Source organism: Brevibacillus sp. FIR094 (assembly GCF_050477165.1).
GTDB lineage: Bacteria > Bacillota > Bacilli > Brevibacillales > Brevibacillaceae > Brevibacillus.
The window spans coordinates 167789-183803 of the sequence record NZ_JBEAES010000003.1 but is presented as its reverse complement, the minus strand read 5'-3'; the positions used below and the strand labels follow the sequence as shown (position 1 = coordinate 183803).

General features: G+C 44.7%; 13 protein-coding genes, 1 pseudogene and 1 other annotated feature. Of the genes and pseudogenes, 3 read left to right on the top strand and 11 right to left on the bottom strand.

Translation table 11 applies throughout. From position 1 onward, the window contains the following. Window positions 1–33 precede the first annotated feature (33 nt). The 8 genes from tyrS to ACQ5DJ_RS03755 form a co-directional block, all read right to left on the bottom strand. A complete protein-coding gene (tyrS, locus tag ACQ5DJ_RS03790) occupies window positions 34–1302 on the bottom strand; it encodes a tyrosine--tRNA ligase (protein ID WP_429841248.1) in 1269 nt (422 codons plus the stop codon). A 56-nt stretch (window positions 1303–1358) separates the two neighbouring features. Further along, window positions 1359–1588: a binding site (T-box leader), on the bottom strand. Between the two features lie 75 nt (window positions 1589–1663). Continuing rightward, a complete protein-coding gene (locus ACQ5DJ_RS03785) occupies window positions 1664–3196 on the bottom strand; it encodes an ATP-binding cassette domain-containing protein (RefSeq protein ID WP_429841247.1) in 1533 nt (510 codons plus the stop codon). A gap of 281 nt (window positions 3197–3477) precedes the next feature. Further along, window positions 3478–5142, bottom strand: coding sequence for a DUF6138 family protein (locus ACQ5DJ_RS03780; protein ID WP_429841246.1), 1665 nt, complete (start codon window positions 5140–5142; stop codon window positions 3478–3480). Between the two features lie 38 nt (window positions 5143–5180). Further along, window positions 5181–6242, bottom strand: a complete 1062-nt coding sequence (locus ACQ5DJ_RS03775) for a suppressor of fused domain protein (protein ID WP_429841307.1) — start codon at window positions 6240–6242, stop codon at window positions 5181–5183. 148 nt (window positions 6243–6390) lie between these two features. Next, the gene (locus ACQ5DJ_RS03770; RefSeq protein ID WP_429841245.1) at window positions 6391–7029 is read right to left on the bottom strand and encodes an RNA ligase family protein; all 639 of its coding nucleotides are present in this window, start codon (window positions 7027–7029) and stop codon (window positions 6391–6393) included. 14 nt (window positions 7030–7043) lie between these two features. After that, window positions 7044–8006, bottom strand: coding sequence for an AAA family ATPase (locus ACQ5DJ_RS03765; protein ID WP_429841244.1), 963 nt, complete (start codon window positions 8004–8006; stop codon window positions 7044–7046). A 110-nt stretch (window positions 8007–8116) separates the two neighbouring features. Then, complete coding sequence (locus tag ACQ5DJ_RS03760; RefSeq protein ID WP_429841243.1) at window positions 8117–8935, bottom strand: hypothetical protein; 819 nt, start codon at window positions 8933–8935, stop codon at window positions 8117–8119. Window positions 8936–9042: 107 nt separating this feature from the next. Next, on the bottom strand, window positions 9043–10518 hold the full coding sequence (locus tag ACQ5DJ_RS03755) for a protein adenylyltransferase SelO (protein ID WP_429841242.1): 1476 nt from the start codon (window positions 10516–10518) through the stop codon (window positions 9043–9045). 281 nt (window positions 10519–10799) lie between these two features. On the opposite strand from ACQ5DJ_RS03755, the pseudogene ACQ5DJ_RS03750 reads away from it, so the two are divergent. Then, window positions 10800–11218, top strand: a pseudogene (locus ACQ5DJ_RS03750) (SRPBCC family protein). After that, a complete protein-coding gene (locus ACQ5DJ_RS03745) occupies window positions 11219–11590 on the top strand; it encodes an ArsR/SmtB family transcription factor (RefSeq protein ID WP_429841241.1) in 372 nt (123 codons plus the stop codon). It begins immediately after the preceding pseudogene. A 100-nt stretch (window positions 11591–11690) separates the two neighbouring features. On the opposite strand, the gene ACQ5DJ_RS03740 is transcribed toward ACQ5DJ_RS03745, so the two are convergent. After that, window positions 11691–12266, bottom strand: a complete 576-nt coding sequence (locus tag ACQ5DJ_RS03740) for a hypothetical protein (RefSeq protein WP_429841240.1) — start codon at window positions 12264–12266, stop codon at window positions 11691–11693. A gap of 384 nt (window positions 12267–12650) precedes the next feature. Here ACQ5DJ_RS03740 and ACQ5DJ_RS03735 point away from each other — a divergent pair, with 384 nt between their 5' ends. Then, window positions 12651–13616: a DHH family phosphoesterase gene (locus tag ACQ5DJ_RS03735; RefSeq protein WP_429841239.1), complete on the top strand. Its 966-nt coding sequence runs from the start codon at window positions 12651–12653 to the stop codon at window positions 13614–13616. 92 nt (window positions 13617–13708) lie between these two features. Here the strand turns inward: ACQ5DJ_RS03735 and ACQ5DJ_RS03730 are convergent, their stop codons facing one another. Together ACQ5DJ_RS03730 and ACQ5DJ_RS03725 are read right to left on the bottom strand one after the other, a co-directional pair. Then, the gene (locus ACQ5DJ_RS03730; protein ID WP_429841238.1) at window positions 13709–14299 is read right to left on the bottom strand and encodes a dihydrofolate reductase family protein; all 591 of its coding nucleotides are present in this window, start codon (window positions 14297–14299) and stop codon (window positions 13709–13711) included. 168 nt (window positions 14300–14467) lie between these two features. Continuing rightward, entirely contained in the window at window positions 14468–15949 is a 1482-nt protein-coding gene (locus tag ACQ5DJ_RS03725) for an Lsa family ABC-F type ribosomal protection protein (RefSeq protein WP_429841237.1), read from the bottom strand. Between the last annotated feature and the right edge of the window lie 66 nt (window positions 15950–16015).

Sequence of the window (16015 nt, the reverse complement as noted above, 5' to 3'; positions counted from 1 at the left end):
TCATGTTTCTAGGGAAGCTTCTTATTCCTTCATCTATTGAGACAATTTTACCAAGCTGTAGTTTTTCTTGCCTTTGCGGATAATGATGAAGCGTCCGCCGATAGCGAGACTTGGCGTTACTTCCAGTTCGAGATCGGTAACGCGCTCGCCATTCATGGAGATAGCGCCTTTTGTAATATCCTCACGTGCTTGACGCTTGGATGGCTCAATGCCAATCTCAACGAGCCAGTCGACAATGTTCTTCGTTTCGAGGGTAGATTCGTACGTCGGCATTTCTTTGAAGCCTTGCTCGATCTCGTCTGCCGATAGCGATTTAATATCACCAGTAAACAGAGCTGCTGTAATGCGCTTCGCCTGCTCCAGCAATTCCTCGCTATGCACAAATCTCGTCATTTCCTCAGCTAGCGCTTTTTGCGCCTCGCGTTTATGTGGCTCGGTCTGTACTTTTTCAGCCAACTCTTCAATTTCCTCTTTGGAGAGGAATGTGAAGTATTTCAAGTATTTCACAACATCGCGGTCATCGGTATTCGCCCAGAATTGGTAGAATTCGAATGGTGTTGTTTTGTTTGGATCAAGCCAGATGGCTCCTCCCGCTGTCTTCCCGAATTTCGTACCATCTGCCTTCAGCATCAGAGGAATGGTGAGACCGAATGCTTTTGATTCTGATCCTTCTTTTTTGCGGATCAGATCGAGACCGCTAGTGATGTTGCCCCATTGGTCGGAACCGCCGATTTGCAGCTGAACATCTTCATGTTTGTACAGATGCAGGTAATCCAGCGACTGCAGAATTTGGTAGGAAAACTCCGTAAATGAAATTCCGCTATCCAGTCTGCTCGACACAACATCCTTGGCAAGCATCGTATTGATGCTGAAGTTTTTACCGTAATCCCGCAAAAATTCAATGACATTGATTTTATGCGTCCAGTCGTAGTTGTTCACCAAACGGATTTGGTTGTCGCCTTCTGTAATGAACAGCTTTTTCATCTGCGCGGTGAGTTTGTCGACGTTCTCCTGAATTTGCTCCAGTGTTTGCAAAGAGCGCTCGGATTGACGGCCGCTCGGATCGCCAATCGTACCTGTTGCACCACCGATCAAAATGACCGGACGATGACCAGCGAGCTGGAAGCGTTTCAGTACCATGAAAGGAATCAAGTGACCGATATGCATACTGTCACCTGTTGGATCTACACCACAATATAACGAGACTGCTTTTTCATTCGTTAATTCTCGCAGCCCTTCTGCATCTGTTTGCTGATTGATGGCTTCGCGCCATTCGAGTTCGTCGATAATATTCACTGCCATACACTCCTTCAATCTCCTATGGTAAAAATAAAAAATCGTCCCTTGTCTATTGTAGACATAGGGACGATTGAATAACCGTGTTACCACCCAACTTGCACCAATGGACACATGCGTTAACGCAGGCCATTCATGCCACTCGTAGCGATTTATCGTTCGCGATTCCGCTCGGCATTACCCGAGATACTCCAGAGTGTAATTCGCTCGCTTATTGTGTACCGGGTTCCATCAACCCCCGGCTTTCTAGAACAGGGAATAAGCTGCTACTGAGCTCTTTCAACGTAAGTTTCATATGAAATTAAAGTCAGTATATTGAATTCAAATAGCAATGTCAACCATGTAGCAATGATTCCGCCACTATCCCTTATTTTATTTTCGTGAGACCATCGGAAGTTAGTTCATAAACAGTTGTTGCGACCTCATGCAAATACCGTCGATCATGCGAAATACTGATAATCACACCGTCAAAAGCCGTTAAGGCGCGGCACATAACAGGAGTCGTCAAAGGACTGAAGTTTCGGGTTGGTTCATCCAGTATTAATATTTCGCACTGATCCAAAATCATTTTTACCAGGAGCAATTTCGCTTTCTGTCCCCCAGATAAGTTTTTAATGGGTTGATGCATCTCCTCTTTTGTAAATTTCATACTGCCTAAATGAGTATACGCTTTTGTCATCGCATCTTTATTCCCGGTTCTTTCCAAGTATTCAATCGGTGTTTTCGTTGAATCCAGTCGGTCTTCATAGTTTTGGGGCATATAACCGATCTTTAATGACGAGTGCTGGACTAGCTCATCCATGATCTTTTTCAACAATGTCGTTTTTCCGATCCCATTTTCCCCAATAATCGCGACTTTTTCTGGGCCCTTGATCGATAGATGAATCTGTTTCGTTAGCTGTTTGTTCGCTATTTGCAGTACTTCCAAGGAAAATTCGAGGATTTGCTTACTACCGGGCACATGTACAGCAGAATCAAATCGGAATTCGCTAGCTTCTTCTACACTTGGTGCCTCTAGAAACGTTTCCGACGCTTTCTCCATGCGCTCTTTTTGATTTTTCAGAGACTTGATTTTCTTTTGCAGTCGCGGGTCTGACCGGGCTACATTCCGATGTTGATGTTCTGCCTTATTCCAAACGTCATGCCATTTCTCCATTTGCTTTCGATGATCAGAAGCTTGTTTTCTGGCCATCTGCTCTTGTTTGTTCAAGTGACTCTCGCGATTCGCGAAGTAATTTTCATAGGGTTCTCTTGAAAACGTATATTTGGGTACTTGCTTGCGCTTCGTCAGTTCCATATGAAGAATACCGTTTGCTGTATTCGCAATAAATGTTTCGTCATGCGATACATATATGACAGGAATAGCCGTTTGTTGGATAAATTCTTCCAGCCATTCCATCGTTTGAATATCCAAATCATTCGTAGGTTCGTCCAGTAATAGAACATCAGGATTCTTTGCCAACAGACTTAAAAAGCGGTATTTGAAACGCTCACCACCGGACAGAACACCCATCTTTTTATCTGAATCCAATGCATGAATGCCGAGATCATCCATCGCTCTCACCAGTTCTTTGCTCCATTGATTTTCGGAAAAGAAGTCAGCAATGGTCATTTGTTTTTCTTCGTCCGATAGCTCCTGTGAAAGAAAACCCATGGAACATTCGTTTCTCAACACTTTTCCTTCAAATGTGCAATACTCGGCAATCATTTGTTCCGCGTAAATCAATTTTAACAAACTGCTTTTTCCATTTCCCTCTTCCCCGATGATGGCAATCTTGTCTCCGAGTTGCAGGGTCAGTTGCAAATTTTGAATGAGAGGCCTGCCGTCTTTTTTGGTAGTAATCGTGATATTATGCAGTTCAACCATTTGGATTCCCCATTTCGTTTTTACGTTTCTCATCCTTTACTCTTTGTTCATCTGTACCACCCCCTTTTTTTGACAACAAAAAAAGATGCTTCTGTCCAATAAACAGAAGCATCTTGCTCTCATACTAGAAATCGCTATATGGAAAATAGACCATACAGGAATTCAAGATATAAATTTGCGGGTGAATTTGGCTTCTTGTTTATTTATTATAGGATTGGCTTTTCCAATAAATAAACAATTGCGCAAATGATTCACCCTCCGTTCCATGTAGTTGACTTCAATATAGCATGGCCTTCTAAATATTGTCAATGAAGCTATTCGACCAAGGCTAGCAGTTGTGCAAGCTTATCTTTGATGGGGGAAGACTCCTTTTTTACCGCCTGTGCGAGCTTCTTATTCCCGCCGAAAAGGCGATAAATAACAGTTTCCCGCAGGTAATCTTCCATCGCTGCAAGCGCCCCTATGAGTGCGTCCACCAGTTCTGCACGATCGATGTTGATATTTTTCAAAGGCTTCGCCGAGTCGCTACTACCAAGCACCAGAGAGACGAGTACTGGCATATTCTCTACGGTTACACCATGCGCCTCGATAAAAGCAATCGCAAAATCGTCCTGGGCAGACTGATGCTCCGTGTCGACCAGCTCCATATAGCGACGAAAAAGTGGAAAATAATCGTTGCTAGACAAGCCGAGAGCCAATACCGCATAGGTGCCAGGCATGACGGATTTCTCACTAGGCTCTACATCCCCGTACCACGCAAACTCCTCCATCGCAAGCTCGGCATATTCCGCGATTATCGGGTATAAGACAGGATAACGGGACGCATTCGCAAAAAACTGGTGGAGACCTGACTTCGCCAGCTTTTTTACTGGTAGGTAGTGCTTTTCGCTGCTCTTCAGCTTGAGCTTGTACCCTTTTGGAAAGCCTTCACGCAAAAGGCCGTTGATAAAATCTATGGCTTCACCGTAGGCTGCTTCTTCCTCAGATACGATACGAATGTCGATCGCTTGCAAAACGTCATTGGCGCTTGCTTGAATCAGAGTGCTATTATACTCGTTTTCAAAGCGACCGCTGCCCCGTTTTACATAGTCCGCAGCCTGCTTGGAGCCGAGCTGAACAGCGAGGTGCAGGAACTTCTTGCGGGTGTCAGGTTCCTTGTTACCAATTGCGAGAGCGATGTACAAGAAAAAGTCCAGCTCCTCAGTTTTTGGTTCTTGACGTTCCTGCTCAAGTTTCAAAGCCCAATCCATTCCATAATGCCCGGTACGATCAAAAAATTTGACCAAAAAACGCTCATCCGCCCAGCCCTTTAAAGCCATCGTTGAGTAGTATGTCCACGAATCACTGCGTTCTTTATTGGAGCGCAGCTTTTCGCTAAGACGCTGGATGAGCGGTTCGATAACCTCCTGCTTTTGTTCCATCAGATCGGGATTGACGAGACAATGAGCGAAGAAAAAATCGTCTTTTTCATTCGGACGTACGGGAAGCTCCGGCTTAATTTTTGACTCGATAAATTGATCCAATGCTTGTTTTAGACTCTCGCGTTTGCGTTCGTTTACGAAATGGTGAGAATGGCACTGCATCGATTGTTCCCACTCGAATTCGAAGACGAGATCGAAGTGGTAATTAAAAAAGTGAGAATCATAGTCAGTGGAATGGAAAAGGGATTCCATTCGTTCACACAGTGCGGGAAAAAACTCTTGCATGAGAATTTCCTCTGTAAGCTCCTCTATGTAAGGACCCGCCTCGTATTTGTACGAGTCGTCACTCCAACTGTAAGGTTCATGGACATCCACGTGGATTTTGCCATTGGCCCAGTTGCGTTCTCCTTTTCTCCATGCCACTCTCAGGTAGTCTTTGATCCCTACCTGCAGTCGACTCCAGTCTTTGATCTCGTTGATCCGCTGGTTCTCTTTTTTGTAAATTTCTTGGATGGAAGTCCATACTTCGTTTAGAAATGCTTCTGCTGCTTGATTCATTGGCTGACTCTCCTCCTCGCCAAAACAATGCTACCGTCTTAACCGATGACCTTGACGACATTGCCCTCGCTATCGGTAATATTGGTTTTCACAATGTTTATGGCAATTCCTTTCAAGGAAGGGATCTCAAAGCTGCTTTCCTTGGGAAGCAACTGCTTAGTAAGCGCAATCGTTGTCGCATCATCGAGGACAAATCGAATGACGTCCTCTCCAGGAATACATTCAGGCTTTTCTCCTGCCTCAAATACAACTCGGACATCAGGTCCCACTAGGCTCAGACTTTCCCCTTTTCGCATACGTCCGCGGAGAATTTTTCCGATAACTTCTGCTTGCTTCGCTCCCAGCCTCAGGGTCGAGGGCGTTTTTTTCAAAAAGCCTTTTTTACCTGACTCCCATCCTAGCTGGCTGACGAACAAGTAGGCAGTGTTGGAGCCTTCTTGTTCCATTCCTTTTTGAACAGCATCAGAAACTGTCGAGTTGCGAAGAAGAGATTCTCGCTCAAGATCGGTTATGTAGGAAGGCATGTACGGCAAGCCAGATTGGAGTACGCCACGTGTATTCCAAGCCATCATCGCATCGAGTTCATCACCTGTGATCCCGACCATTTGCAAAAATTGCACCCGACCGTTCGGCGTATCGATTTCGGCAAGCTGTGGGTCCGTGACAAAAGCGAGCGCAGTCAGTTGGGTATCGGCGCCCAAGCATATCGGACCGTTTGCATCCAAATGATCACCCGCGTGAAAAACATTACCCGTGTTGAATACGTAACGTCCCATATTTTGAAGCAGATTCAGCGCCCAGGCAGGCGGTTCTTCCTCGTCGTCCTTTCGTGCCAATCGAAACGTCAATTCAAAACCAAAACCGCTTTCCGCTTCATTCTCGGATTCCTTTTCATACAACTCGGTAAATCCATAGGTCACAAAATGCCAATGCGGGTAAGGCTCGTCTGATTTGTAGGCGCTTATTCCATCCAATGGATCGTGACCACCCAGCGCATACGAGATGAGCGTCCCGTAATGCTTAGGCTCCTGCTCTCCATAAATCTTTCTCATCTCCTGATCAATGGCATCCCAGCCCGCCGACATCATTTCCTCATTCATTTCTTCGTTCATTTCTTCGTTCATCTCGCTCGCCTCCTATGTAATGACTGTCTTAACAATAGCCAAAGTGAAATTTGGATACTCTATTAGACGGTCAATACCACTTAGCAAATTACATCGTTCTCATTCCCTTCTCTATCAAAAGTCTTTAATTGGTTTGTGTTATCCCATTTGGAACCACTGGCTTCGATAACCAGTGCTGGTCGGTTTGCACATGATTTTTGCGCACAAACTTGGCGGCAGATTGTTTAAATTCTTCGTACGGAAACCTCTCCGTTACTCGTACCACGTACCCCTCTTGTTCCCCGCCGTAGATAGATTGTTTGGTGTAGCAACTTTTTACGGTCTCTTCCTTCCAAATCCCTCTGTATAGGACAGGCGCTGTTTCTAAGCCAAGCAAACTTGCCCACTCGACTGTCTCGTCCCACGACAAGCATTCATTATTTTCATTCCAAATAGAGAAAACGTAGAAATAGCTCGTTAGGTGTTCGTAATAGATGGAGTGCAGCGCATATACATTTTCTCCGCAAACTCTCCAGCCTTCCGGGATATGAAACGAAATCGTCCCGTGCAGCATCTTGACCCAATGTCTAGATGCGTGGTCTTTGCTATCTAGTGACCTTGCGTGGATATGATTTCGGTAAAGAGTTGTATTTTCGCCATCCAGCTTCTCTGTCACGACTACTTCTTTTCCCTCGAAGTGACAAACCGTTCGCAAGATTTTATCATCGTCGGTTCTACTTCTTGACCAGGGTAAATGAAAGGTTCTTGGGTATTTTTTCAACATCTCTATTCACCTCCTTATTTCGCATAGGCATCACCTTCCTTAAAGAAGTACAGCTTCCATAGGTACTCATCGCCCAATAGATGATAAATCTCGGAAATATCTTGCTGCGTTCCGTAGTTAATCTTCATGTGCATTTGAATCAGGTTGACGACTTCGAAGATAAACTCATCTTCGAATCCTAATTCTTTTAAGAAATGGCAAGCAATTTGCGCAGAAACATGCTCATGTCCGTAGTAGGAGTAATGGCCTTTCATCGGTTTGTAGGTTTTGCAAAATGGTTTTCCTGTATCGTGAAACAAGGCGACCACTTGCATGAGAAATTTGTCTTCTTCCGTGTAAAAGGCGTTTACATAATCGAAAACATGATAGGTATGCTTGCACAAAGGGTACTGATGATAAGGGTTTTCCTGATTAAACTGATACATCTCTTGGAAGATCGGAATGGCATTCAACTTGGCAAACAGCTCTTCATAGGAGGGTTCATTTTGAAGCAATTGAACAAACTCTTCTTTTCCAATGGCATAAGGAGCTGGTTCGTGCAAGAGATGAATGTGGTCCCAGCCCTCATTCTTAATAGGAAAATGGAAGTTCTTCCGCATCTTCGCCAAGATGTATTCATCTACGGTTCTCTTTCGGGATCGATTGCGCTCTAGGCAAACAGAATAGGGAGCATCGACGTAATAGCATTCCTTTTGGACATCTGGAAATTTGGCAAGGACCTTCATTCTTTTCTCTCTGTCAATATTGGTTGCGTCTAAGATGACATTCTTTCCATTCGCCAGCTCTGTTGCGATTTTCGAATAAACCTCAAAAAATACTTGTGCTGACTTTTTTTGCTTTTGCTCATCACCGAATAAGTTTTGGCGAATTTCATCCGTAGACACGATGGTTGCCCGTTCCTTTTTGGCAATTTCTTGTGCCCACTTGCTTTTTCCACTGCCCGCAATGCCTGACAGAACGATTAATTTCTTTTTCACTTATATCTCACCTCCTTTCAATAGAAACTAACTTTTCGACTTACTTTTCCAATATTATACACACTTCGCGAATAGATGGCACCCTTCTTTGTTCCTAGATTTTCCGTTCTTTACAGCCACGGACCAAAGAAGTTCTGGACAGCTTGCTCGGAATAGCTATCTTCCCCCCGCCAATTCACGACAGCGAAAAAGTCGTTCTTCCCACCACGCCCTGGTCTGTCCTTGCTTGGAGCCAAGATTCCAGCGGATGCAAGAATTTCCATGAAGACATCTCGTTCATTCTTGCTGGACGGAAAGACTCCAGTAAGACGCTTCTCCAGTTGACGGGCGGCATCGGTTGGTTCACTGCTCGCGATGATGTCTAGCACCTGACGGAAGATGGCTATATCTTCTACCAGTACCGTAAGATTTTCTTCCTTGCTTAACAGCTCCAGATCAAGCATGAGGTACGGTAGATAGTTCAGACGGATACCTCCCCATTTGATTCTTTCAAAATTCAGGACATTCAAATCTTCATCGGTATATAGCTCTCGTCCAGCGATATAGTAACGGTCGCATTTATGACAGTCTCCGTACATGGCGAAGTAGGTGCCGTTTTCTGGATTCGTATACTTGCCGGCGTTACTTTCGAACGTATGGGCTGTCAAAGCCTCTGTCAAAGCCCAACTAGACAAGGCGCTGCGCAGGTACACCTTTCGCGTCGAGAGACTGTGCAAAAATGCTGTGGCGACTTGCTCTTTCGTCACTTTTTCATGCAGAGCAATGATTCTCTCTAAGCACTCCTCGTGACTGATCGTTAGCGGGTCAAACATGAGGCCTTTGCTTTTGGCGTATTCAAAATCTGCTCCCGAAAAATCATATGGGCGACTCTTCCATCCGTTGCTGCTCCAAAATGTTTTCATCAAGATTTGCTTTGCTTTTTTATCCATAAAACGATTGCTCCTTTTTTCTTTGCTTTCCATATTTTAGCGCGGATCGGACGTATGAAAAAAGAGTCCAACGTGTGAAAGATCGTTGGACTCTAATTAAGTTGCTACTACGTTCCGCAAAACGTTTGGTAAGGACGAGCTGATTCCGCTGGTAACGTCGAGTATTCTACCTGTTCAGGCGTGTACGCATATGGATCAGAAAGGACTGCTAGTAGCCGTTCCATCACAGTGTAGTCGCCCTCTTTCCATGCTGCTTCCAATGCTTCTTCTACACGATGGTTCCGAGGGATGACTGCCGGATTACTCTTTTTCATTAACTGTTGTATCGCTTCGGTGTCTTCTGGCTGTCTTGTTAGTCGTGCTTTCCACTGCTCATGCCATTCCGTGAATTCGCTCGTACCAAACAGCACGGTATCTTCTGGTTGATTCATCGTGAAAGCACAAAATGTATTCGTATAGTCTGCACGGTGCTCCTTCATCATGTTGAGCAGACCTTCGATCAACGCTTCGTCTTGTTCCTCTTCGTTAAACATTCCGAGCTTTGCCCGCATTCCTCTGAGCCAATTGCTGTGATACAGCTTGCTAAATTCGCCAAGGGCATCTTCGGCAATTTTCACAGCCTGCGCTTCGTTGTCATGCAGCAACGGCAATAAGGTTTCCGCAAAACGAGAAAGATTCCACACGGCAATGTACGGCTGATTTCCGTAAGCGTAGCGGCCTTGAACGTCAATGGAGCTAAATACAGTTGCTGGATCATACGAGTCCATGAAAGCGCAAGGACCGTAATCGATGGTTTCGCCGCTGATCGCCATGTTGTCGGTGTTCATGACCCCATGAATGAAGCCCACGAGTTGCCACTTGGCAATCAACCCCGCTTGACGCTTGATAACTCCCTTCAATAGAAGGAGATAACGATTTTCTTCTGCTTCTATCTCTGGAAAATGTCTTTGCAAGGTGTATTCAGCTAACGCGCGAAGATCTTCAATCGAGCACCATCTTGCCGCGAATTGGAACGTGCCCACTCGGATATGACTGGCAGCCACGCGTGTCAAAATGGCACCAGGCAACTCGGATTCACGATAGATAGGCTCTCCCGTTGTCACAACTGCGAGGCTGCGAGTCGTAGGAATACCGAGTCCATGCATGGCCTCGCTTATGATGTATTCGCGCAGCATCGGACCAAGTGCTGCCCTACCATCGCCGCCGCGTGAATAAGGTGTTCTGCCTGAGCCTTTCAGTTGGATATCAAAGCGCTCTCCTAGGGGTGTAATCTGTTCGCCAAGCAGGAGGGCCCGCCCGTCGCCCAGCATGGTAAAGTGACCAAATTGATGTCCAGCATATGCTTGCGCGAGAGGCATAGCGCCTTCTGGTGCCTCGTTTCCCGCGAGCATGGCTACAGCTTCGGCGCTTTGGAGGACTTCGGCGTTCAGCCCGAGCGACTTTGCCAAAGACTCGTTAAGAATGGCGAGCTTCGGTGAATGCACAGGAGGTGGACTCAGCCGAGAATAAAATGATTTCGGCAGCGTTGTATAGCTGTTGTCGAAGTTCCATCCCGGTTCGAGCGTTGTTTTTTTGTCTGTCATTGTATCTCCTTTTATCGATTGGTGTATTTGAATGGAAGTAACTGTGCACTTGATACATTTTGCCAATTTATTATACCCTTTTCACGCAAGATGGGAGCACATTGGTCAGGTGAAAAATCAAAAAACGCCGGATTTCCCTTAGGAGAATCGAATCAAATAATGAATAGGAAGCGCCATTTGGAGGAAAATTACCATTTACATGATACCAAAAGGTGTTATATCATCATGAAGTGAAACCAAAAGGTGTTATAATTACAAAAACACGAAATGGAGAGATTTTTGTGGAGCAAGTGCAAGATATTAAACAAACGATCGTTTTGAGGCGCCTATCGAAAAAGTATGGGAAAAAGTATCGACTGCTGAAGCGATTTCTGCATGGTTTATGCCCAACGATTTCCAGCCAGTGGTAGGTCATGAGTTTCATATCCAATCCCCTTTTGGACCATCTCCATGCAAAGTATTGGAGGTAGAAGCTCCTCATCGCCTTTCTTTTGCTTGGGATACCGATGGTTGGGTAGTCTATTTCCTGTTAAAAGATCTTGGCGATAAAACGGAGTTTACGCTCATTCATGGCGGTTGGGGAGCAGCTGAGGAAATCATCGGAAAAGCAAACGAGAAGAGCTCTGTGATCCGCGACAGAATGAATCAAGGTTGGGTTGGTATTGTTCACGAGCGTCTGAAAAAGGTTGTGGAAGGCTAAATGTCTGCTTCAGCAGAAAAAGTTGATGTATTTCAAGCGATCGCTGACCCTACTCGTCGAGAAGTACTTCGCTTGCTAGCTGAAAAAGAATTGCCGATCTCAGCGATTACCTCTCATTTCCTAATAAGCCGAACCGCTGTTGTCAAGCATCTTCATATTCTAGCTGATGCTGACTTGGTTACAGGACATAAGGTAGGTCGCGAGAAAATCTATCGCTTGCATCCTGGCCCCTTGACCGAAGTAAAACAGTGGCTTTCCTTTTACGAACAGTTCTGGAACAACAAGCTTTCTATGTTGAAGCACTTAGTGGAGACGGATGGTGACATGGGGCTTACTGTTGTTCAAACGGAGCCAGATAAACAAGGGAAATAGCTTGTCCTGTCCCCCCCTCTTGACTGATTGATCCGGGTCAAGGGGGTTTTCTCATAGCAAAAAGGCTGCCGATTGTCTCGACAGCCTGCGGGAAAGAAGCTTACTTATTCAAGAGCTCAGTCAGTTCAGTGGATTCGGTCAGTTGCAACGGTGCAGTACCATATGTTTTGCCATCTACTGAATCAAACATATGATCCTTGTTATCTCCGGACAATACGAGGAACAGTGTCTTAGCTTTTACTTCCGCTTTATTGTTTTCTCCAACAAGTGCAGGCAATGTATTTGTCGTTACTTCCGCGTAGTTGAATTCAACAGCCAACGCTTCTTTTTTGTCCTTCTCTACAGCCTGGGTGCTTTCATCAAAACGCAATAAGGCTGCAGGTGTTTCAAAACGCTTATTCATAAGAGCAAGAATTTCCTTAAACTTGTCATCTTCTGGCTTCAGAGAAGTTTTCTCCCCTTGCTTGTACACCACGATTTCTTGCGGAGCCACGATCACTTGTTGCTCTTCTTTCTTCGCTTCTTCAGGCTTTTGTGCTGTTGCTTCACCAGCTGGCTGTTGCGTGCCCGTTGCCGCTTGATTCTGAGTATTTGGTTGCTCTGCCGTTTGCGTATTGCCACATGCAGTTAGGACTACTAGCAGGAGTGCTGCTGGGATCAATGTAGACTTTTTCATGTTGAGGACCACCTTTTAAGTTTTACTCTCCACCGTTCTACTCGCTAATAGAAATAAGGGCGATCGCGAACCATTTCGCGAATGCGCCCATGCGGTTGAACTGATACACAGAGTGATTTAACCCATGCATTATATTACAAATGGATGAAAATAGCAATTCCTCTCTGTCTGTTATTAGTTAGAAAGCTCACCTAATCGGTGAATCACATGGCATGCTGAACTCGCGGGGATATATTGTGAAAAGCCGTGGGCGCTTTGGTACGAGATTAACCGAGGCTGGATTGAGGGTTTTGAATTAAAGAAGGTCTATCTATCCCATTCAAGGGAAAAATAATCATGGGAGTGTTATTCCCATGACGGACTCGTTTCGTAAGGAGATGTCGAATGAATCATACAAAAATTGTTCATTTCAGTGATAAGGACTTGGATGGAGAGTCGTGTGCGATCCTGAGCCAGATTGCTTTTTCCAATCAAGAAGTCGATTCCCGCGGGGTGACTCCGTACACGGTCAATCAAGAAGTACAAAAGTTTATAGAAGAAGAGCTTACGCGTGATATGTATGTCGTGATTACCGATGTGAGTGTCAGTGATGAGGTGGGTTCGCTGATACAGAAAAAAGTCGATGACGGGCATGCTTTTGTCTTGATCGATCATCACTCTACCGCATTGCCATTGGCTTCCAAGTACGAATGGGCAAACGTTATCACGGAAGAATCGGGAAAAAAGACCTCGGCAACCAGCCTTTATTATGATTACCTGATAAACCAAGGGCATCTGACCCCTACAGGCGTTCTCACTGATTATGTGGAGCTGGTTCGTTCCTTTGATACATGGGACTGGGATGCGACCGGTCTTGTCCAAGCAAACCAGCTCAACATTTTATTCTATATGGTCGAACGGGATACGTTTGTGCAAGACGTGCTCAAACGCTTGCGTGGTGATGGTGTACATACGGATCAGTTCGTTTTTAACGAAATAGAATCGATTCTCATCTATACAGAAGAAAAGAGAATTGATGAATTTGAGCAAAAAAAGCTGAAGCAATTGAAGGTGATCCCCGTAGAAATCGATTTAGAAAAGCCAAAAACGTATCAAGTGGGCGTTGTGTTCCTCGAACAATATCACTCCACGACAGGAAATTTCCTATGTAAGAATGCGGAGATGATCGATTTCGTCGCGATGCTCGATCCCGGAAAAGGCAGAATCAGCTTTCGCACTATTCGAGATGACGTGGATCTGTCCGTAATCGCACAGCATTATGGGGGCGGCGGTCATCCAAAAGCTTCCGGGTGTTCCTTTACGGGCGTTACGTTAAAAGCCTTCGTGTACCCTGCTCTACGAACGAATTAGAGCAAATAACAAAAAGCCCAATTTCTCCATCCACGAAATTGAGAAATTGGACTTTTTTTGTTACTCCAGAAAGCGCCCTATTGTTAAAAACCCTATTCTACTTGTGCCTTTCCAATCTCATATCGTAGTTGTATAGACCCGCTTTTTCCGTAAAGCTTCGTTTCTAGCAACTTCAGATCATGACGTGTTTTGATGTTGTCAAAGTAATATTTGCCGCTGCCCAATAAAACAGGATGAATGATCACTCGGAGTTCATCTAGCAAATCGGCATTTATCAAACTTTGAACAAGACCCGCACTTGCAGGAACAATGATATCACCCTTGATTTGTTTTTTTAGCTCCTTTACTTTCGTCATGACATCAGAATGAAGGAGTGTAATCGTATCCGTGTAGTCCCCCCAATGAACTTCCGAAAGCTCACTATTATTGGTTACAACGAACTTTTGAGTCTTATTCATAGCAGCGGCCCACTCTCCCTCTTGGAACGGCCAATAGCCTGCAAAGCCTTCATAGGTTACTCGTCCCATCAAGATTACGTCAACCTTCTGAAAGAACGCAAGACCATCATCTGTAGCGTCCATGATTCCAGGCAAAGCCCAGCTTACCATATTGTCCTCTTCTCCTGTCGGCCCAGTATAGATACCATTCAATGTGCTGCTTACATTTGCAATTATTTTCCCCATCGGATCTCCGCCATTCTTTCATATGTATTATCTTAAAATTACCACATGTCACTACTCAGCATTTCTTCTCGATTGCTCAAAATTCCCTTCCGATATGATTTCAAAAAAGAAGGTGAGGAAAACGAAACGGTTTCCCCCACCTTCTTACTTTTTCAGGCACATTTCACCCTATGACAGTTCAACAATCTTCGTAGCAATGTTATTGCAAAACTCCCTGTCATGCTCCACAAAAAGGATCGTTGGCGAGTGTTCGAGGAGCAGCTCTTCAATTTGCATGCGCGAAATGACGTCAATAAAGTTTAGCGGCTCATCCCAAATATGGAGATGGGCTTTCTCGCAAAGACTTTTCGCAATCAATACTTTCTTCTTCTGACCGCCACTAAAAGCGGAAATGTCCTTCTCAAATTGCACACGGGAGAAGTCCAGTTTGCGCAAAATTGATTTAAACAGGCTTTCATCAATACCGTTGTCTTGGGCAAAATCCGTTAGATTGCCCTTTAGATGGGAAGTGTCTTGGGATACATACGAGATTTTCAGCTGACTCCCTTTTCGGAAGGTGCCCGTATGGTCGATGTTCTCCCCGCAAATGAGCTTCAAAATGCTGGATTTTCCAGAGCCATTCTTTCCTGCCAGCGCGATACGCTCCCCCTGCTCAATCGTAAAGCTAATATCTGAGCAAACCAACTTCTCTCCATAATGAATCGAAACCTTTTCCAGTTCAGCGAGTTGGTTCTTATGATAAGAAAGCTGTGCAATCTTTAAGCTGTCATGGCTTTCAATGTTTTTCAGGAGCTTCGACTTATCTTCCATCGCAGATTGCTGTCTTTGCTCAATTGATTTGGAGCGTTTCATCATTTTCGCAGCTTTGTGACCAACATACCCTTTGTCGAGCTTAGAGCCTGAATTTAAGGTACCATTTTTCGTTTTTTCCACGGCGTCCGACCAGTTGCTTGTACGTTTGGCTGCGTCCGACAAGCGTTTAATGTCTTTTTTGAGCTTCTCATTTTCAGCGAGTTCATAGTTATCCTGTCGCTGTTTATTTTCCCACCAATCAGAGAAATTCCCTTTTTGTACCTCGATATTCGTCTTGTTGATGGACAGGATGTGATCGACACAGTTGTCTAGAAATGCTCGGTCGTGGGACACCAGAATATAACCGCTTTTGGAATGGAGATAATCACTGACGAGCTCCCTTGCATGCATGTCGAGGTGATTGGTTGGCTCATCAATTAACAAAAAACTGTTTTCCTTTAGAAATAAGGCGGCTAACATCACTTTCGTTTGCTCCCCGTTAGACAATGATTCAAAAGGACGATATAGAACATCCTCTGAAACCTTTAAGAGGGAGAACTCGCGCATTAGTTCCCATAACTGATAGTCCGGGACAATGTCTTGAACGATATCAATGGTAAGATATTCTTTGTTCTCGACTTGAAAAGGAAAATATTCAAAGCTGACATGCGCCGTGATCTTTCCGCTGTAATCATATTTTCCCAGCAACAGATTGAGGAAAGTCGTCTTCCCTCTTCCGTTTCTTCCCGTAAAGCCCAATTTCCAATCTGTATCGAGTTGGAAGCTCACGTTTTCAAAAATGTTATCGAAGCTGCCATCATAGGCAAACGTTAGGTTATTCACATTAATTGATGACATACAATCATCCTCCTGTATAAAAAATCAAAAAGCTACAAGAAAGTTACCTTCTCTTGTAGCTCAAAT

What these genes read in the sequence shown, in the direction of transcription:
- ACQ5DJ_RS03730 (WP_429841238.1), bottom strand. Translation starts at nt 14,299, where the DNA reads ATGGGGAAAATAATTGCAAATGTAAGCAGCACATTGAATGGTATCTAT.
- ACQ5DJ_RS03740 (WP_429841240.1), bottom strand. Translation starts at nt 12,266, where the DNA reads ATGAAAAAGTCTACATTGATCCCAGCAGCACTCCTGCTAGTAGTCCTA.
- ACQ5DJ_RS03760 (WP_429841243.1), bottom strand. Translation starts at nt 8,935, where the DNA reads ATGGATAAAAAAGCAAAGCAAATCTTGATGAAAACATTTTGGAGCAGC.
- ACQ5DJ_RS03770 (WP_429841245.1), bottom strand. Translation starts at nt 7,029, where the DNA reads ATGTTGAAAAAATACCCAAGAACCTTTCATTTACCCTGGTCAAGAAGT.
- ACQ5DJ_RS03725 (WP_429841237.1), bottom strand. Translation starts at nt 15,949, where the DNA reads ATGTCATCAATTAATGTGAATAACCTAACGTTTGCCTATGATGGCAGC.
- ACQ5DJ_RS03755 (WP_429841242.1), bottom strand. Translation starts at nt 10,518, where the DNA reads ATGACAGACAAAAAAACAACGCTCGAACCGGGATGGAACTTCGACAAC.
- tyrS (WP_429841248.1), bottom strand. Translation starts at nt 1,302, where the DNA reads ATGGCAGTGAATATTATCGACGAACTCGAATGGCGCGAAGCCATCAAT.
- ACQ5DJ_RS03785 (WP_429841247.1), bottom strand. Translation starts at nt 3,196, where the DNA reads ATGAGAAACGTAAAAACGAAATGGGGAATCCAAATGGTTGAACTGCAT.
- ACQ5DJ_RS03735 (WP_429841239.1), top strand. Translation starts at nt 12,651, where the DNA reads ATGAATCATACAAAAATTGTTCATTTCAGTGATAAGGACTTGGATGGA.
- ACQ5DJ_RS03775 (WP_429841307.1), bottom strand. Translation starts at nt 6,242, where the DNA reads ATGAATGAGGAAATGATGTCGGCGGGCTGGGATGCCATTGATCAGGAG.
- ACQ5DJ_RS03780 (WP_429841246.1), bottom strand. Translation starts at nt 5,142, where the DNA reads ATGAATCAAGCAGCAGAAGCATTTCTAAACGAAGTATGGACTTCCATC.
- ACQ5DJ_RS03745 (WP_429841241.1), top strand. Translation starts at nt 11,219, where the DNA reads ATGTCTGCTTCAGCAGAAAAAGTTGATGTATTTCAAGCGATCGCTGAC.